18 protein-coding genes are annotated in these 18,599 nt (G+C 64.8%); 3 read left to right on the top strand and 15 right to left on the bottom strand.

Features of this window, described 5'->3' with window-relative positions; translation table 11 throughout:
• Positions 1-236 precede the first annotated feature (236 nt).
• Positions 237-623, top strand: coding sequence for a hypothetical protein (locus QF777_07590; GenBank protein MDP6911415.1), 387 nt, complete (start codon positions 237-239; stop codon positions 621-623).
• A gap of 56 nt (positions 624-679) precedes the next feature.
• On the opposite strand, the gene purQ is transcribed toward QF777_07590, so the two are convergent.
• The 11 genes from purQ to dnaK all read right to left on the bottom strand — a co-directional run bounded on the left by purQ (position 680) and on the right by dnaK (position 11,447).
• Positions 680-1,342 carry a phosphoribosylformylglycinamidine synthase subunit PurQ gene (gene purQ, locus QF777_07595; protein MDP6911416.1) on the bottom strand — a complete coding sequence of 221 codons (663 nt, stop codon included), beginning with the start codon at positions 1,340-1,342 and terminating at the stop codon, positions 680-682.
• A complete protein-coding gene (gene purS, locus QF777_07600) occupies positions 1,342-1,617 on the bottom strand; it encodes a phosphoribosylformylglycinamidine synthase subunit PurS (GenBank protein ID MDP6911417.1) in 276 nt (91 codons plus the stop codon). The genes purQ and purS overlap by 1 nt, the downstream gene beginning before the upstream one ends.
• Before the next feature lie 37 nt (positions 1,618-1,654).
• A complete protein-coding gene (locus QF777_07605; GenBank protein MDP6911418.1) occupies positions 1,655-2,578 on the bottom strand; it encodes a phosphoribosylaminoimidazolesuccinocarboxamide synthase in 924 nt (307 codons plus the stop codon).
• Positions 2,579-2,592: 14 nt separating this feature from the next.
• Complete coding sequence (purB, locus tag QF777_07610) at positions 2,593-4,008, bottom strand: adenylosuccinate lyase (GenBank protein MDP6911419.1); 1,416 nt, start codon at positions 4,006-4,008, stop codon at positions 2,593-2,595.
• Positions 4,009-4,046: 38 nt separating this feature from the next.
• A complete protein-coding gene (purE, locus tag QF777_07615) occupies positions 4,047-4,502 on the bottom strand; it encodes a 5-(carboxyamino)imidazole ribonucleotide mutase (GenBank protein ID MDP6911420.1) in 456 nt (151 codons plus the stop codon).
• 67 nt (positions 4,503-4,569) lie between these two features.
• The gene (purD, locus tag QF777_07620) at positions 4,570-5,784 is read right to left on the bottom strand and encodes a phosphoribosylamine--glycine ligase (protein ID MDP6911421.1); all 1,215 of its coding nucleotides are present in this window, start codon (positions 5,782-5,784) and stop codon (positions 4,570-4,572) included.
• Between the two features lie 40 nt (positions 5,785-5,824).
• Positions 5,825-7,105, bottom strand: coding sequence for an adenylosuccinate synthase (locus tag QF777_07625; protein MDP6911422.1), 1,281 nt, complete (start codon positions 7,103-7,105; stop codon positions 5,825-5,827).
• 283 nt (positions 7,106-7,388) lie between these two features.
• A complete protein-coding gene (locus QF777_07630) occupies positions 7,389-7,781 on the bottom strand; it encodes a MerR family transcriptional regulator (GenBank protein ID MDP6911423.1) in 393 nt (130 codons plus the stop codon).
• Complete coding sequence (dnaJ, locus tag QF777_07635) at positions 7,778-8,947, bottom strand: molecular chaperone DnaJ (protein ID MDP6911424.1); 1,170 nt, start codon at positions 8,945-8,947, stop codon at positions 7,778-7,780. The genes QF777_07630 and dnaJ overlap by 4 nt, the downstream gene beginning before the upstream one ends.
• Before the next feature lie 38 nt (positions 8,948-8,985).
• Entirely contained in the window at positions 8,986-9,627 is a 642-nt protein-coding gene (locus tag QF777_07640) for a nucleotide exchange factor GrpE (protein MDP6911425.1), read from the bottom strand.
• Complete coding sequence (gene dnaK, locus QF777_07645; GenBank protein ID MDP6911426.1) at positions 9,624-11,447, bottom strand: molecular chaperone DnaK; 1,824 nt, start codon at positions 11,445-11,447, stop codon at positions 9,624-9,626. The genes QF777_07640 and dnaK overlap by 4 nt, the downstream gene beginning before the upstream one ends.
• A 304-nt stretch (positions 11,448-11,751) precedes the next feature.
• Here dnaK and QF777_07650 point away from each other — a divergent pair, with 304 nt between their 5' ends.
• Both QF777_07650 and QF777_07655 read left to right on the top strand, forming a co-directional pair.
• Positions 11,752-12,495, top strand: a complete 744-nt coding sequence (locus QF777_07650; protein MDP6911427.1) for a phosphoglyceromutase — start codon at positions 11,752-11,754, stop codon at positions 12,493-12,495.
• A 217-nt stretch (positions 12,496-12,712) separates the two neighbouring features.
• A complete protein-coding gene (locus tag QF777_07655; protein ID MDP6911428.1) occupies positions 12,713-14,947 on the top strand; it encodes a heterodisulfide reductase-related iron-sulfur binding cluster in 2,235 nt (744 codons plus the stop codon).
• 48 nt (positions 14,948-14,995) lie between these two features.
• Here QF777_07655 and dcd read toward each other — a convergent pair whose 3' ends face one another.
• From dcd to QF777_07675, 4 genes are all read right to left on the bottom strand, one after another.
• Positions 14,996-15,562, bottom strand: a complete 567-nt coding sequence (gene dcd, locus QF777_07660; GenBank protein ID MDP6911429.1) for a dCTP deaminase — start codon at positions 15,560-15,562, stop codon at positions 14,996-14,998.
• 12 nt (positions 15,563-15,574) lie between these two features.
• Positions 15,575-16,561 carry an arginase family protein gene (locus QF777_07665; protein ID MDP6911430.1) on the bottom strand — a complete coding sequence of 329 codons (987 nt, stop codon included), beginning with the start codon at positions 16,559-16,561 and terminating at the stop codon, positions 15,575-15,577.
• A gap of 57 nt (positions 16,562-16,618) precedes the next feature.
• Entirely contained in the window at positions 16,619-17,191 is a 573-nt protein-coding gene (locus QF777_07670) for an HD domain-containing protein (GenBank protein MDP6911431.1), read from the bottom strand.
• A gap of 129 nt (positions 17,192-17,320) precedes the next feature.
• Entirely contained in the window at positions 17,321-18,535 is a 1,215-nt protein-coding gene (locus QF777_07675) for a RimK family alpha-L-glutamate ligase (protein MDP6911432.1), read from the bottom strand.
• Between the last annotated feature and the right edge of the window lie 64 nt (positions 18,536-18,599).

Here is an 18,599-nt window from a genome sequence, read left to right on the forward strand (position 1 = left end):
CCCGTCGGAGACCCGTCAGCGGGTCTGTCTATGCCCTCCTAAACCACACAGTTTTTATAGTAATAGAGCGTGTTCTATGCAGTAAAAGAACGATGTTGATTCTCAGAACAAACTCGGATTATTTTGCGGTAATACTGGATTCTTCACAGTCCAACTCGGTACCGGCCCATTCGCCACAGGATGGGTCAACGCAATACGAGCCTGATGGATCGACGGACAAGAAAGAGGTGGTGGTGGTGACACGCCCCAAGATGACCGAAGCTGAGAAGTCCGAGGTGGCTGGGGTACGCGAGTACCTCAAGGCCCTGGAACAAAATGCTCCCCGTCGGGGACGCAAGCGGACCCCGGAGAGCGTGGCCCGACAGATCGCTGCCGTGGAGGCTCAGATGGCCGAGGCCACCGTCACCAAACGCCTGGGCCTGATCCAGCAGCGCATCGACCTCGAGACCGAGCGGGAAGCGCTAGCCGCCGCCGAAACCGTCGACATGACGGCGCTCGAAGCCGAGTTCGTGCAGCACGCCGCGGCCTATGGAGGTCGCCGGGGTATCTCCTACGGCGCCTGGCGCGAGATCGGAGTCTCGTCGGACACCCTTAAGTCAGCCGGTATCCGACGCAGTAGCTGAAAGGCCGGCAACTCAGAGACCGGCAGTTGAGCAGCGGGGCGCTGCTCAATAGGTTTTCAGGCGGCTTCAAGCAGCGAACTGACCAGCACCGCACCGTCCGCGCTGCCCAGCAGTTCGTCACAGGCCCGCTCCGGGTGGGGCATGAGCCCGACCACATTGCGACCCTCGTTGCACACGCCGGCAATGTCGTCCACCGACCCGTTGGGATTATCCACGTAACGAAGGACGATCCGATCCTCGTCTCGCAATCGGGCCAATGTCTCGGCGTCACACGTGTAATTACCCTCAAAATGGTTGATGGGCACCAACAATTCCGACCCCACCTCCGCCCGACGGGTCAGGGAAGAATCCGAGGACTCAACCCGCAGCACCGTGGGCTGGCACAGGAACTTCAGGCCACTGTTCTTCTGCAGCGCGCCGGGAAGCAGCCCTGCTTCGGTCAACACCTGGAAGCCGTTGCAGATGCCAACCACCGACCCACCGTCCGCGGCAAACCGAGCAATGGCGCCCATCATCGGCGAAAAGCGAGCAATGGCCCCCGGCCGCAGATAATCGCCATGAGCGAACCCACCGGGAACGATCACCGCGTCTATGCCCGTCAGGTCCTCATCGCCATGCCAAAGTAGACGACCCTCGCCGCCGAGCTTTTCCACGGCAGTAACCGCATCCATCTCACAGTTTGTGCCGGGAAAGACCACGACACCCACGGCAGTCGCCATCAGGCATCCTCTCCGGTCGGGCCACCGGCCGGGGTCACCATCACCGTGGCGTCCTCGATGACCGGGTTGGTCAGGAACGAGGCACACAGGTCCTCGGACCGGCGCGTCGCCTCAGCCTCGTCGGTCGCCTCGATGGCGAACCGGACCGTCTTGCCCACCGTCACGTCGGCTACACCGTCGTAGCCAAGGGCGGGAAGAGCACGCTCGATCGTCGCTCCGGCCGGATCGGCAATGCCGCCCCGCAACCTGACGTCCACCATCACGTCGAACTTCATCGTCGTCTCCTCTCGGGATGCACTCTCATCAGACCGGTCAGCTACCCACGCCAGGCCAGTCGACGAACGACCGGCCAGTGATCCGCTCGTAGGCCTCCACGTAACGCGACGAGGTGGCCGAGATGACCTCGTCGGGCAGCAGTGGCGGTGGCGGCTGTTTGTCCCAGTCCAGACCATCGAGGTGGTCGCGGACGGGCTGCTTGTCAAACGACGGTGGCGTGGCGCCCGGCTTCCAGGCCTCGGCGGACCAGAACCGGGACGAATCCGGAGTGAGGACCTCGTCAGCCAGCACCAGACGACCGTCAACCATGCCGAACTCGAACTTGGTGTCGGCGATGATCAGGCCCCGTTCCGCGGCCCACTCGGCGCCCCGTAAATAACAGGTGATCGACGCCTCACGGGCTGCTTCGGCCACCTCAGTACCCACCAGGTCGACGGACTCAGCGTACGAGATGTTGACGTCATGGCCCTCGTCAGCCTTGGTCGACGGCGTGAACACCGGTTCGGGAAGGCGGCTGGCCTCCAGTAGGTCGTCAGGCATCAGGGTGCCGTGCATGGTTCCCGAGGCTCGGTACTCCTTCCACGCCGAACCGGTGATGTAGCCCCGGACTATGCACTCGATGGGCAGCATCTCAGCCCGATGGCAAAGCATCGTCCGCCCGGCCAGTTCTGCGAGAACCTCCGGTGGCGCACCGTCTGGCTGACCGACGCTCAGGATCTGGTCAAGGTCCGCTGTGTCCGTCGAGATGAGATGGCCGTCAACAAGGCCGGCAAACTGCTCGAACCAGAAGGCGGTCATGGCGGTGAGCACCCGACCCTTGTTGGCAATGGGCTCAGCCATCACCACGTCGAAGGCCGAGATTCGGTCCGAGGTGACCATCAACAGGCGGTCGTCACCGGCGTCATAGACGTCCCGCACCTTCCCCGAGTGCAGGTGGGGCAGCGGAATCTGTGGACTCATGTCTCTCCGGGTGTTTACAGGATCGGTTCCGGATCGTAGGCCGCGGCATGCGGATGGGCGGCCACCACCTCGGCGACCCGTTCGATCACCACCGCGACCTGGGCCGAGGCGTTTCCGACGAAGGCCGACGGATCATCCAACAAGGCTTCCAGCGCGGCACGATCCAGGGGCAGGCGATCATCGGCAGCCAGTCGATCCAGGAGGTCGGTCTCCGACACCCCCTCCTCACGGCGGGCCAGGGCTGAACCTACGGCATGGGCCTTGATGACATCGTGGGCTTCTTCCCGACCCATGCCGGCCTGCACTGCTGCAACCAGCACCCGGGTGGTGGCCAGAAACGGCAGGTACTGCCGGAGCTCGCGTTCGACGACTGCCGGATAGGCACCGAACTCATCGAGCACGGTGAGGAAGGTCTGGAACAGGCCATCGGCAGCAAGGAAGGCGTCGGGGAGGGCGATGCGACGCACCACCGAGCAACTCACGTCGCCCTCGTTCCACTGGTCTCCAACTAGCCCGCCGACCATGGCCAAGTGGCCTCGCAGGACCACAGCCAGGCCGCCGACCCGTTCGCACGACCGGGCGTTCATCTTGTGGGGCATGGCCGACGAGCCGACCTGCCCGGGGCGAAAGCCCTCAGTGGCCAACTCGTTGCCGGCCATGAGCCGGACGGTGCGAGCTAGGTTCGCCGGCCCACCGGATGCCTGAACGAGGGCCGACACCACGTCAAAGTCCAACGACCGCGGGTACACCTGCCCCACAGAGTCCAGTACCCGGTCGAAGCCGAGGTGCCCGGCCACCAGCGACTCGAGGTGGTCCAACTTTGAGGCATCACCGTCGAACAGGTCGAGCTGGTCCTGCTGGGTGCCGACCGGACCCTTGAGGCCTCGCAGCGGGTAGCCGGACAGCAGGTCGGTCACCCGACGAAGGGAGACCAGCAGCTCCTCGGCTGCCGTAGCGAACCGCTTGCCCAGCGTGGTGGCCTGAGCGGCCACGTTGTGACTACGACCGACCATGACAAGCCCGTCGTGCTCGGCGGCCAGACGAGCTAGACGAGCCAGAGCGGCCACCATCCGGTCGCGCACCACCTCGAGGCTGCGACGCACCTGGAGTTGCTCGACGTTCTCGGTGAGGTCACGCGACGTCATGCCCTTATGGATGTGCTCGTGGCCAGCCAGCGCGCAGAACTCCTCTATGCGGGCCTTGACATCGTGACGGGTCACCCGTTCACGATTACGGATCGAGTCCAAGTCGACCTGGTCGACCACCGCCCGGTGATCGTCGACCACGGTATCGCCGATGGCCACGCCGAGTTCCTGCTGCGCTTCCAGCACGGCGATCCAGAGTTCACGCTCCATGACCACCTTGGCTTCTGGCGTCCAGAGGTCGACCATCGGTCGGCTGGCGTAGCGGGAGGCGAGGACGTTTTCCATAAGCGGCAGGTACGGAGTTCGGCGGTTGACGGGTCCGACTACTTCGGGACCATCTCGGCGCGGTGCGCCTCGAGTTCGGCCACCAGTCCCGGATCGGAGATTCCCAGCATCTGGACGACCAGGAGGGCAGCGTTCATTGCGCCGTCGACTGCCACGGTGGCCACCGGGATTCCCTTCGGCATCTGGACGGTGGCCAGCAACGAATCCCATCCGTTGATGGCGCCGCCGGAAAGGGGCACGCCGATCACCGGAAGCGTGGTCTGGGCCGCAACCGCTCCGGCTAGGTGAGCTGCCATGCCAGCTCCGCAGATAATGGCCTGGTACCCGGCCTCGCGGGCACCCGACACGAACTCGGAGACCAGCGTCGGGCTTCGGTGGGCCGACATGACCCGAACGTCGGCGTCGATCCCATACCGCTCGAGGGTCACCGCGGCGGGCCCCATCTTGTCGCCGTCGTTCGGCGAACCCATCAGCACCGCCACTCGGTAACCCATCCTTATGCTCCTGTTCTCCGGACCCACATCAGGTCCCGTTCTAGTTCCGGATTGATTCTGACCGAGATCAGCCGGCCGGATCCGCCGCAATGTCGGTGCGGTATTGCATACCGGGCCACGAGATCATCGACACCGCCTCGTAGGCACGTCGGCGAGCTTCGCTGACTGTCGGCCCCTGACCGGTAACGGTCAACACTCGTCCTCCAGTCGTGACCAAGCATCCGTCTCGCTCACCCACTCCGGCAGCGAACACGCTCACCCCGTCGATCGCCGAGGCGTCGGCCAGACCCTGGATCTGGTCGCCGGTGCGCGGTGCGGTCGGATAGTTCTCGGACGCGCAGACCACGGTAACCGCCGCTCCGTCATCGAACGTCGGTCGGTCGGCCCGTCCGGCCAGGTCACCGGCCGCCGCTGCGGCCAGTAGGACACCGAGGTCGCTGGTGAGTCGGGGTAACACCACCTGGGTCTCCGGATCACCGAATCGCACGTTGTACTCGAGCACCCGGGGTCCGGTCGGGGTGTACATCAACCCGCAGTACAGGACGCCCCGGTAGTCGATCCCCCGTGCCCGCAGGGCAGCCAAGGTAGGTCGCACCGCAGTGTCCATGAGATCGTTGACGGCCGCACTGGTGGCCAACGGGACCGGCGAATAAGCACCCATCCCCCCGGTGTTCGGGCCGGCGTCGCCGTCACCTAGTCGCTTGAAATCCTGAGCGGGAGCTAGGGCCACAGCGTCATGTCCGTCGCAGATAGCCAGCACTGAGAGTTCGGGCCCAGTCAGGCCCTCCTCAATGACCAACGTACGGCCGGCGTCGCCGAAGGCATCCCCGGAGAGGTATGACCGCACGGCATCTACAGCCTCGGCGTGATCGGTGGTTACCACCACGCCCTTGCCGGCCGCCAAGCCGTCGGTCTTAACCACGAAGAGATCGTCCATGGTGTCCAGGAAAGCCAGGGCGGCGGCCTCATCGGAGAACGTCCCGTGAGCCGCGGTCGACACGCCAGCCTCGACCAAGACCTCCTTCATCCACGCCTTGGAGCCCTCCAGACGGGCACCGTCAGCGCCCGGCCCAAAGACCAGCTGGCCGGCGCCCCGCAGGCGGTCGGCCAGCCCGGCGACCAGTGGCGCCTCGGGGCCGATCACGAAGAGGTCGGCGTCGATTTCGCTGGGCGGCATGTCCACCGACCCGGGGATGCCCGGGTTGCCGGGAGCCACCACCACGTCATGGTGATGGCCTAGTACGTGGGCCAGCGCGTGTTCCCGCCCTCCGGAACCGACCACACAAACCCTCATGCGTCCCTCCACCCCGCGGCCGGCCGGCTCAGACGGCGAACCGCAGGACCTGGTGACGACCCGGGCCGATACCCACCATGTCCACCGGAACACCGACCTGATGCTCAACGAAGGCCAGGTAGTTCTCGGCCTCGCGTGGCAGTTGCGACCGTTCGGTGATATCGGAGAGGTCCACTCCCCAACCGGGTAGATCCTCGTAAATCGGTATGGCCCGATGTAGGACCGACTGGTGGTACGGCAACTGGTCGTGGCGCTCGCCGTCGGCCTCGTAGGCCACGCAGACCCGGATGGTTTCAAGCTGGTCGAGCACATCGAGCTTGGTGATAGCTAGTTCAGAGAGCGAATTGACCCGGGCCGCGTACCGAAGCATCACGGCATCCAACCATCCCGGACGGCGTCGCCGACCCGTATTGGTGCCGTACTCGTGGCCAACGTCCACGAGGTAGTCGCCGACCTCGTCGAACAGTTCGGTGGGGAACGGTCCGGCACCCACGCGGGTGACGTAGGCCTTAGCAATCCCGATGACCCGGTCGATGTCACGCGGGCCGATACCCGCGCCCGTGCACGCTCCACCGGCCACCGGATTCGACGAGGTCACAAATGGGTAGGTGCCGTGGTCGACGTCCAGGAAGGTGGCCTGAGCGCCCTCCATAAGGACGCGACCGCCACCGTCTAATTCGTCGTGGACCAGGCCGACGGCATCGCAGATGTGGGGAGCCAACCGGGGGGCGCACCAGCCCAAGTACTCCTCGGCCACCTCGTCGGCATCGACGGGCAACCGGTTGAAGACCCGGGTCAGCACCTTGTTGGTGTGCTCGAGGGCGGCTCGCAACTTCTCGCGGAAGATCTTCTCATCGAGAAGGTCCTGGACCCGGATGCCGACCCGCATGGACCTGTCGGCGTACGCCGGACCGATACCCCGCTTGGTGGTACCCAACTTGTTCTTGCCTAGGTGGCGCTCGTGGAGAGCATCGAGTTCCTGGTGGTACGGGAGGATCAAGTGGGCGTTTCCGCTGAGGCGGAGATTGGCCGTCGACACGCCGCGGGACTCGAGCATGTCCATCTCGGCAATGAGGACGCGGGGATCAACCACCACGCCATTGCCGATGACCGGGGTGACGTGGGGATAGAGGACACCACTGGGAACGATCTGGAGGGCAAAGGACTCGCCGTCGACCACCAGCGTGTGGCCGGCGTTGTGGCCACCCTGGTAGCGGACGACCATCGACATCTCGCCAGCGACGAGGTCGGTGAACTTGCCCTTGCCCTCGTCGCCCCACTGTGTCCCTACGACGACGGTCGCGGGCACGGCACCTCTCCTGGATCGGGTCCCTTACGGATCGAGCCTACCGCCCTCATGAACGCCCAGTTCCGTCGGTTTAGTCGCCGATCGGGACCATTTCGGGGGTTAATCCTGCGCGTTCGCCGCGCAGGATCCAAAGTCTCCCCAGCCCCCTGTGGACAACCCCCACCCACCAGTGGAGACAAGGGCTCTGCTGTGGACTGGGACGCGTTCTCGTTGCCTCCAGATGGCCAAAATACAGCGTTATGAAGGCCTGGATCCACTTCGAGAACCGGTGGGAAACCGCAGGTCAGCGGGTCCGGCGGCCCCGGTAGATGGTGACGCTCTGATCCACCGGGACGAGGTCGCGGCGGTACTGGCGGTGCACGTTGGCGACCGCCTGATCACCCTCCAATCGCGTGGTGGCCAACTCGGCCTCGAGACGAGCCACTTCGGCTTCGAGGGCCAGCACCCGCTTTACCCCGGCGAGGTTCAGGCCCTCCTCGGTGAGCTGGGCGATCCGCAGCAGCATGACGATGTCAGTCTCGCTGTACCGACGGTTGCCCCCGGTTGTGCGGGCCGGGTCTACCAGGCCACGGCGCTCGTAGATCCGAAGGGTCTGGGGATGCATGCCGGCTAGCTCGGCGGCCACCGAGATGACGTAGACGGCCTGATCGGGTCCGGGGCGGGGCAGGGGGCTCATGGGGTCTCACCGTTGAGTCTGTCAGGCGACGGATCTTCATGTTTTTGAGGTTCCTGTTCCTGGGGTTCCTTCGGATTCCTCCGGGCAGCCATCGCCTCGGCCAGGACCTCGACAGCTTCAATCTCCGCCTCGGTGGGATCGGTGAGCACGTCAACCTCGACGCTGACCAGCAGATCACCGGTCCCTCCCTTCTCCGGGACACCACGCTTCTTTACCCTGAAGGTTTGGCCACTGCGGGTCCCGGCCGGCACCTTGAGCGTCACCGTGCCACCGTCCAGGAGGGGCACCTCAATCTCGGAACCCAGAACCGCCTGGGGGTAGGTCACCGGAACAGACACCGTGAGGTGTCGCCCTCGCCGACCGAACCGGATATCGGGTTCGACGGCCACCACGATGAACAGGTCGCCATCGGGTCCGCCTCGACCCGGCTCGCCGCGCCTCTTCAGGCGAATGCGTTGTCCCTCGTCGACGCCGGCGGGGATCCGGACCTTGACCTCCCGGGGGCGTCGCTCGACCCCACTCGCTTGGCACGACCCACACGGGTCGTCGATCTGGCTACCCCGACCACCGCATTGGCCACAGGGCCGGCTGAACGAGAACGGGCCCTGATCCTCGGCCTGGACGCCGCGGCCGCGACAGGCCCCACAGGCCGTCGGCCGGGTTCCTGGGCGGGCGCCGCTTCCCGAACAGGTGCTGCAAACCGTGTCGCTGACCAAATGAACCGAGGTGGTGACGCCATTGACCGCTTCGGTAAACGAAAGAGTGAGGCGGGTCTCGAGGTCGGCGCCGCGCTGGCCCCGGCCGCTACCTCGGCCACCGTTGAACGCGCCACCGAACAGGTCGCCCAGGTCAAATCCGCCCATGCCACCAGTACCTGGGAATCCACCCCCCATGCCTCCGCCCGGGCCGGGGCCGAATCCACCCATGGGACCCATCTGCCGGATCTGGTCGTACTCGGCCCGGCGAGACTCGTCGCCCACAACGTCGTAGGCGGCCGAGACCTCCTTGAACCGGGCCTCTGAGGTCGCGTCACCCGGATTGGCGTCGGGGTGCAACTGGCGGGCCAATTTCCGGTAGGCCTTGGTGATCTCCTTGGCCGACGCCTCCTTCGAGACGCCTAGCGAGGCGTAGAAGTCCTTCTCGAACCACTCGCGCTGGGCGGTCATCGGGTGGGCTCCTCGTCCGGTTCGGTTCGGATCGCGGCTCAGCCGCGCACGCGGACCATGGCCGGGCGCAGCACGCGTCCTTCCCACGCATAGCCGCGCCGCAGGACCTCGATGACTACCTGTCCGGCATCATCTCCATCGGCGGCCGGCTCGTGGAGCACGGCATCGTGTCGGTTGGGGTCGAACGGCTCATCGACCGGATCGAGCACTTCGAGTCCGACAGGCTCCAAGGCCTGGACCAGCGACGCCCGGATGGGGGCCACATCGTCAGCGCCGTGTTCAAGGGCCAGATCGCAGGCGTCGAACACGACCAGAAGCTTCTCGGCCAGATCACCACGGGCCCGACCACCCACCTCGGTGGTGCGACGGTCGGCCTGCTTTCGGTAGTTGGCGAACTCGGCTGTCACCCGTTGGAGGTCCGACAGGTACCCGTCCCGCTCAGCTTCCAGAACAGCCATCAATTCTAGAACCGGGTCACCGGTCCCCTCGGCCTCGTCCACCGGTAGACCCTCAACCGGGATCTCATCGGAAGCTGTCGAATCGACGGTGTTGTCGACCTCTCCGGTCGGCGGAGCGTCGGACACTGACCCGGAGATCTCTGTCGAAGGGTCTGTGGACGGGAATCCGTCGTGCACGTCATCGGGTGACTGGCTTTCCGAGGACGCGCCGTCACCGCTCATGACTCGTCGACGATCTCCGCGTCAACCACGTCGTCGTCGGATCCGTCGGCAGACCCGCTCGCGCCGGCCGCATCCGAATCGGCCTGGGCGGCCTCGTACAGCCGCTGACCGAACTCCTGACTAGCGGCCATGAGCGCTTCGGTGGCCGAGCCGATGGCCTCGACGTCGTCCTCGCCCAAGGCCTTCTTCAGACCCTCGAGCTTCTCAGTGACGTTGGTGGTCTCATCCTCGGTGAGCTGGTCGCCCTGGTCGGCCAGCAACTTGTCGGTCTGGTACACGAGGTTGTCGGCGTTATTGCGAACCTCAGCCTCTGCCTTGCGCTTCTGATCCTCATCAGCATGGGACTCCGCATCGCGCACCATCTGATCGATGACGTCCTTGTCCAACGACGACTGACCGGTGATGGTCATGGACTGCTCGTTGTCGGTCGCTCGGTCCTTGGCCGACACGTGAACAATGCCGTTGGCGTCGATGTCGAAGGTGACCTCGATCTGGGGGGTTCCCCGGGGGGCGGGCGGCAGGTCGACCAGCTGGAACTTGCCCAGCGTCTTGTTGAACTGTGACATCTCGCGTTCGCCCTGCAGCACGTGGATCTCGACGGACGGCTGGCCGTCCTCGGCGGTGGTGAAGACCTCGGACCGCTGAATCGGAATAGTGGTGTTGCGCTCGATGAGCCGGGTCATGACGCCGCCCTTGGTTTCAATGCCCAATGACAGCGGGGTCACGTCGAGCAGGAGCACGTCCTTGACTTCGCCGACCAGCACACCGGCCTGGACCGCGGCGCCGATGGCCACGACCTCGTCCGGGTTGACGTTCTTAGACGGGTCGCGACCGGCAATCTCCTTAGCCAGATCGACCACCGCGGGCATCCGGGTAGAGCCGCCGACCAGAATCACGTGGTCGACCTCGCCCTTGGAGAGACCGGCGTCCTTCACGGCCTGCTCGAACGGCGACCGGCAACGGGCCAGCAGGTCAGCGGTGAGCTCTTGGAACTTGGCCCGGGTGAGCGTGTAGTCGAGGTGCAACGGCCCGGAGTCGGTAGCCGTCACGAACGGCAGGTTGATCTGCGTCTGCTGAACCTGGGACAACTCGATCTTGGCCTTCTCGGCGGCCTCCTTGAGGCGCTGGGCGGCCATGGCATCAGCACCCAGGTCGACACCGTGATCATTGCGAAACGAGGTGACGAGCCACTCGATGACCGCGTCGTCCCAGTCGTCGCCGCCGAGGCTGGTGTCGCCGTGGGTGGCCTTCACCTCAAAGACACCGTCACCGATTTCGAGCACCGACACGTCGAACGTGCCGCCGCCGAGGTCGAAGACGAGAATCGTCTGCTCGGAGTCATCCTTGTCGAGGCCGTAGGCCAGTGCAGCGGCCGTGGGCTCGTTGATGATCCGCAGCACCTCGAGGCCGGCGATCTGGCCCGCCTCCTTGGTAGCGGTGCGCTGGGCATCGTCGAAATAGGCGGGCACCGTGATGACAGCCTGGTCGACGGTGGTCCCGAGGTAGGCCTCGGCGTCACGCTTGAGCTTCTGGAGCGTGCGGGCCGAGATCTCCTGAGCGGTGTAGTCCTTGTCGTCGATGTTCTCGGTCCAACTGGTGCCCATCTGGCGCTTGACAGACCGGATGGTGCGCCCCGGGTTGGTGATGGCCTGTCGCTTGGCCACCTCGCCGACGAGGACCTCGCCGTCCTTGGCGAACGCAACCACCGACGGAGTCGTACGCGAGCCCTCGGCGTTAGCGATGACGACGGGGTCGCCGCCCTCGAGGACGCTGACGACCGAGTTGGTGGTTCCGAGGTCGATTCCCACGGCCTTACCCATGATTGGTGCTCCTATTTCCTTTTGAGGTTTTTCTGCTGCGATTGTTCTGTTGCAGTTCTTCTGCGGCGGCCCGGACCCTGTGTGGGTCAGGTCCGACGCAGAAGATCTGTCGAAAGGGCGGATGGGGCCCCGTCGGCCCGGGTTGGGGGAGGGATCCCGGTACCGACGGTGCAGGCTATGGACTGCCTGTCATGGCACCACCCTTTATTTATATATAAGACTCTAGTTAGTTGAGTGCATCTATAGCAACTTCTGAAGCCGGATTTCTCATAACCGACGAAAAGCCATCCAGTACGGTGGTCTGATGCCCACGTTGATCCTGCTCAGGCACGGCCAGAGCACCTGGAACGCCACCAACCAGTTCACCGGCTGGTACGACTGCGACCTGACCCCACAGGGCGAGGCCGAAGCGCAGGCCGGGGCCCGACTACTGGCCGGGGCCGGGCTCCTCCCCGACGTGGTCCATACTTCGCTGCAGATCCGGGCCATCCGGACCGCCGAGCTCGCCCTGGCCGAACTTGGGCGGTCATGGATCCCGGTGCGTCGGGACTGGCGGCTTAACGAACGCCACTACGGCGACCTCACTGGTCTCAACAAGGCCGAGACCAGGCAACGTCACGGCGACGAACAACTCCAGGCCTGGCGTCGCGGCTATGCGACCCCGCCGCCACCCATTGCCGACGACAACCCGTTCAACCCCAACGACGACGAGCGCTACGCCGACATCGAACCGCCGCTGGCCGAATGCCTGGCCGACGTCGTGGTCCGGATGCTCCCCTACTGGGACGAGGCCATTGCCCCCGACCTGCGAGCTGGACGGACGGTGCTGGTGGCCGCCCACGGAAACAGCCTCCGAGCCCTGTGCAAGGAACTGGACGGCATCTCCGACGAGGACATCACCGATCTGAACATCCCGACGGGCACGCCACTGCGCTACGACCTGGACGACGTCCTCCGGCCGCTGGAGGCCATGCCTGTCCTGGAACGATCACTGGATCCCGAGGCCGCCCGGGCCGCCGCCGAGGCCGTGGCCCGTCAGGCCGGCTGAACTGGCCCCTCGAACTGGCCCAGAAAACGAGCCGACACGCAACGGGCCGGGGTCCTGCTGATCTGTGGGCCGGGCCGAAAGGTCATCCGACGATCACCGGCTGGTCCGACCCGTTTGCAACCGTCCCGTTTCCAACCGGATTGGGCCGCCCTACCAGAGTTCGCGGAGGCCAGCGGAAGCGACCGTGATAACCCGCGACAGATAGTCTCCGGTCGCCATGACTGACACTTCTGCACCCGACGAGACCACCCGGCGGTTCCGCCCCAACCACGCCGTCATCGGGCTGGGCGTCCTGGTCGCCCTGTTCACCGCGGCATCCGGCGTTGCCTCACTGGTCAACGAGTTCCACGACGACTCCCCGATCACCCGCGAAGTCTTCGCCAACATTCCGGGACCGTTGAAGTTGGCCTTCTACTCCGTCATCCCGATGCTGATCGTCTACGGGGCCGTCCTGTTCTCCTACCGAGTCCAGAACTGGCAGCGGGGCGCCCCCGACGACCGGTCCACGAAGCCGGCCAACGCCAAGCGGCGATTCGGTGATTTCCGGTCCGGCGTCTACATGCAGACCCTGCTTCGGGAGCCCGCAGCAGGCGTCATGCACGCCCTCATCTACTTCCCGTTCCTGATCCTGCTGGCCGTGACCACGGTGCTGGAAATCAACCACCAGGTCCCGGAGGGCCTCAAGTTCCTGCACGGCGACGTGTACCGGGCCTACACCGCGGTGGGCGACATCGCCGGTGTGCTCTACCTCATTGGCGTGACGTGGGCGGTGCTGCGGCGCTACGGACCCCGCCGGTTCCGGCCCTATCGCATCCGCATCAAGTCCAAGCCGGAGCACGCCGCGGTGCTGCTCATCTTCCTGGCCATCGGTGTCACCGGCTTCGGCGCCGAGGCGTTCCGCATCGCCCTGCAGGACACCGCCCCCGGCGGGCACGGTGCCGATCCCGAGACGTGGTCGGTGGTCGGCTACCCATTGGCCATGGCCATCGGCGAGGCCGAGTGGCTAGTCGACGACGTGGCCGGGTGGCACCAGGGCTGGTGGATCGCCCACGTGGCCTCGTTCATGGCCTTCCTGGCCCTGCTGCCCATCACGATGATCCGTCACATGTTCACGTCGCCGTTGAACATGTACCTGAAGGACCGGTCCCGCCCCAAGGGCGCCATGAAACCGATGCCCAACCTCATGGAGACCGAGTTGGAGAGCTTCGGTGCATCGACCATCGAGGACTTCACCTGGAAGCAGCTACTGGACACCGACTCGTGCACCATGTGCGGCCGCTGCACCAGCGTCTGCCCGGCGCATGCCACCGGCAAGCCGCTGGACCCCCGAGAGATCGTGCTCAAAACCGGCGAGGTCATGGCAGCTACCGGCCAGACGGCAGTGTCTCCCCCCATCGGGACCGATGCCGAGGTCACCGTTCCGGCCAACTGGATGTTCGACCGCATCACCAACGATGAGCTCTGGTCGTGTACGTCGTGTCGGGCGTGTGACGAGATCTGCCCGGTCAACATCGAAATCCTGGACAAAATCCTGGACATGCGTCGCTACCTGTCGCTTATGGAGTCTGACTTCCCTAGCGAGTTGGGAGCGGCCTACCGGTCAATGGAGAACTCGGGCAACCCGTGGGGCCTGTCCCAGAGCGAGCGGGCTGACTGGGTGGGCGACCTGGAGGGCATCGAAGTGCTCGACGGCGGCGACCCCTTCGAGGCCGAGTACCTCTACTGGGTGGGTTGCGCCGGATCGTTCGACGACAAGAACAAGAAGGTCTCACGGGCGATGGCCACGCTCATGCAGCGGGCCGGTGTGTCGTTCTCAATCCTCGGTCCGGCCGAGATGTGCACCGGCGACCCGGCCCGACGATCAGGCAACGAGTACATCTTTCAGATGCTGGCCATGCAGAACGTCGAGACGCTCGACGGCATGGGCGTCAAGAAGATCATCACCCAGTGCCCGCACTGCTTCAACACGCTGGCCAACGAGTACCCGCAGATAGGCGGGCACTACGAGGTGGTGCACCACAGCCAATTCCTTGAATGGCTGATCGCCGACGGAAAGCTGGATATGAGCGATGCCCGACTCGACGAGCGAGTCGTGTACCACGACTCCTGCTACCTGGGTCGCCACAACGACGTCTACTCAGCGCCCCGCAACGTGATCGGAAGCCTGGCCGGCATCGATCTGGTGGAAGCCAACCGCCAGGGCACCAAGGGGATGTGCTGCGGTGCGGGTGGCGGCCGCATGTTCATGGAGGAACACATCGGCAAGAACATCAACGTCGAACGCTCACAGGAACTACTGGCCACCGGCGCGACACGCATCGCCACAGCGTGTCCGTTCTGCTTCATCATGATCGACGACGGCGTGAAGGGTGAAGGCATCGACGAGTCCGACGTGAAGGTGGGCGACATCGCCCTACACCTCCTCGAAGCACTCGACGCCGGCTCCGAGTAGCGGGTTCCCCAACGGCAAGCTCCCTCGTCACGAGCGCCCGCCCGCGAATCAGCGGTTGAAGTTTTCCCAGTAGCGACTAGGTCGCGGGCCTTCCTGGCCCCGGTACTTCGACCCGAGCTCGCTTGACCCATAGGGTCGATCGGCCGCCGTGGTCATCCGGACGAACGAGATTTGTCCAATCTTCATGCCCGGATAGAGGGTGATGGGGAGGCTGGCCACGTTGGACAGCTCAAGGGTGAGCTGTCCGTCCCAGCCGGCGTCCACGTAACCGGCCGTCGAGTGGATGAGCAGCCCTAGTCGTCCGAGGCTCGACTTGCCCTCCAGACGGGCCACCAGATCATCGGGGACGGTGACGCGTTCCGAAGTAGAGCCGAGCACGAACTCACCCGGGTGGAGGATGAACGGATCGTCCTCGTCGGCCTCAACCTGCTCGGTGAGCTCAGTGAGGTCCTCGCGAACGTCGATGTGGCCCATGGTGTGATTGCGGAACACGAGGAACCGGTGATCGAGGTGTAGGTCGATCGACGACGGCTGTACGCAGGAGTCGTCGAACGGCTCAACCACGATGCGGCCCGCGGCGATCTCCTCACGGAGGGTTCGGTCGGAGAGGATCATGCGGCGCTGATGCTACCCAGCCGCCCGGTCGGCAATGAGCGAGAGGATCTCAAACATCACGGCCATCGACCGGTAACTGGTGATGGCGTTGGGTGAGTCGACGGTCGGCATGAGGCACACCACGTCGCCACCAATCACGTTCTTTCCCCGTACCGACCGTAGGAGTTGAGTGACTTGGTCGATGCCAAAGCCCTCGATGCCGGCCTCGATGTTGGCCACGCCGGGAGCCACCGTCGGATCGAGGCAGTCCAGGTCAAAGGTGATGTAGAGCGGTCGGTCGCCAATGCGCTCGTCTATGACCTCCATGACCCGCTCGGGGCCCATCTCGTCGTAGTCAACCTTGCGGATCACTTCGTAACCCAGTGCGTACGACGGGTCAGTCCAGCCCAGCGAACGGACGTTGCCCCGGATGCCGACCTGAACCGAGTGGGTGGGGTCCACGTGACCCTCCTCGACGAGGTAGCCGGCCCAGTGGGCAGCCGACTTCACCGCTCCGAGGAAGTGCGGAATGGAGTGATAGGCGTCAGTGTGGGCGTCGAAGTGCAGCAGACAGGCTTTCTCGCCGCCGGTAAGGCGAGCCCCTTCGCCGGCGATGCCCTGGAGAATCCCACCGGTAATGGAGTGGTCCCCGCCGATCGACACCGGCCGGCACCCTGCCTCGCCAACCTCGCGGTAGAAGTCGGTGATGGCCTCGATGCAGGCCTCGTTGTCGTTGGCCCGGGGCAGGGGGACGTCACCCAGGTCGTGGATACGGGACGCCTCCCACGGGTCGAGTCCGAACGCGTCGTGGACCCGCCGGCCAAGAGCCGAGATGTCCCGGACGGCCCGGGGGCCAAGGTGCTGGTCACGTTGGGTGGTGCCGTTGCCCGTACTGTGAGGCACCCCGATCAAACCGATGTCGGCGTTGGCCGGGTCGGGATCGTGTTCGCACCGGAACAGCGTGGGGATGCCGTGCCAGTACAGGCCCTCCATCATCCGGTCCTGGTCAGTCCGCTCCATCACCTCTCCTAGTCCTTCTGTCCTGCTCTCGTTAGCCGCCGAACCGGAAGCGCCTTCTCAGCGGCGGGGGTTCCTACTGAATACGTCGCGGATCAGCGGCAGGTAGTACTCGAACGGGTTCGAGTCGTAGGACGGGTCGAAAGCCGGGGCGTCGTACTCCGAACAGAACGTGGCGCAGTGGTCGAAATGCTCGTGGCCGTCAAACTTGTCGCGGGTGTCGCGGTCCATGCCGAGGTGGTGCCAGAAGTAATAACCCTGGAAGATTCCGTGGTTTTCGACCATCCAATGGTTGGCCTCCGACACGAAAGGCTTGAGGATCGCCGCGGCCACGTCAGGATGGTTGTACGGGGTGAGCGGATCACCGATGTCGTGCAGAAGGGCGCAAAGCACGTACTCGTCGTCACGGCCATCGCGTTCGGCCCTGGTGGCCGTCTGGATGCTGTGTTCGAGCCGGTCCACGGGGAAACCCCCGTAATCATTCCGAAGGTGTTCGAACTGCTCAATGATTCGGTCGGGCAGCCCCTGTTCGAGTTCGGCCCGCTGTTCCATGATCACCATCCAGTCCTCCTTCGTGGAGGTGGACATGTCGGTGAACGAAGCCCGGGGGCCCGGATCGATCAGATCGGTCATGCGAAGTCTCCTATTTCAAATGCGTCGAATGTTCTGCCTAGAAAGTCAACCATGGTCACCGCGTCGGCATCGGAGCCGGTACCGGGGTCACCAACAACCACTGGTGCCGGTGCCTCTCCTGGAGGCGGTTCATGCCTCGGCTTCGTCGTCGATAGGTCGCCCCGAAGCCAAATCCTCGGGCAACGGCCGGACTCGGGTCCGCCGCTTGCGACGCTCGGGAATCATGTCGCGCATCTCGTCGAGGCGGCCGAAGCAAAGCAGGCGGTCGTTGGCCTCGAGTTCCCGCTGGCGACGGGGATTGGGGATGACCTGGGCGCCGCGATGCAGGGTCAGTACCGATATGTCGCGTTCCAGTAGGCCGGACTCCTCGATGGTTTGGCCGACGAACGTGCCGTCCTCACGAACCAGGAGCTCGGCCACGCCGTAACCCGTGCTAACCGTGAGGCGTTGGCGAACGTCCAACTCGGGGAAGGCCACTTGGTCATCGATGTAGTCGATGACCGCGCCGGCAATGTCCAGTCCGGTGGCCGATTCGATGCCCTCCAGACCAGGCGACGAGTTGACCTCCATGACCAGCGGGCCGTCGACTCCCTCCAGCATGTCCACCCCAGCCACCCGTAGGCCCATGATCTGGGCGGCCCGCACCGCGGTGGTCTCATACTCCTCGTCCAGTTCAACGGCCTCGACGGTGCCGCCACGGTGCACGTTGGAGCGAAACTCGTCTCCCGCCGCGGTACGTCTCATGGCACCAACCACCCGGTCACCGACCACCAGCGCCCGGACATCACGGCCTCGAGATTCCTCCACAAAGGCCTGGATGAGCACATTCTGCTTAGCGCTCTGGAGGGTCTCGATGATGGCCGAGGCCACCCGGGTGTCGGGGGCCAAGATCACCCCGATGCCCTGAGTTCCCTCCAGCAACTTGATGACCACCGGGGCGCCACCTACCCGTTCGATGGCCGGTAGTACGTCGTCGCGGTTGCGGGCAAAGGCGGTAGCCGGCATCCCAATCTCGTGGCGGGACATGATCTGGATGGCCCGGAGCTTGTCGCGCGAATTGGCGATGCCGTTAGCGGTATTGGGTGTGTAGATGTCCATCTGCTCGAACTGGCGAACCACCGCGGTGCCGAAATAGGTAATCGACGCTCCAATCCGGGGAATGATGGCGTCGTAGTCCTCGATGGGTTGGCTGCGGTGCGCCATATCCGGACCGTCTCCAGCCAGATCGATGGCAAAGCGCAGTGTGTCCAACACGTCGACCTCGTGACCCCGGTCCAGGGCCGCGAGGTGCAGCCGCATCGTCGAGTACGAGTCAGGCTGTCGGGAGAGGATGGCGAGCTTCACGCCGACTCCGGGATCGTGCGGGGAGATTCTGGTGGCACCATTATGGGGTGAATCGGTGGGCGGA

It is taken from the genome of Acidimicrobiales bacterium (assembly GCA_030747595.1).
In the GTDB taxonomy this organism is placed as follows: domain Bacteria; phylum Actinomycetota; class Acidimicrobiia; order Acidimicrobiales; family MedAcidi-G1; genus UBA9410.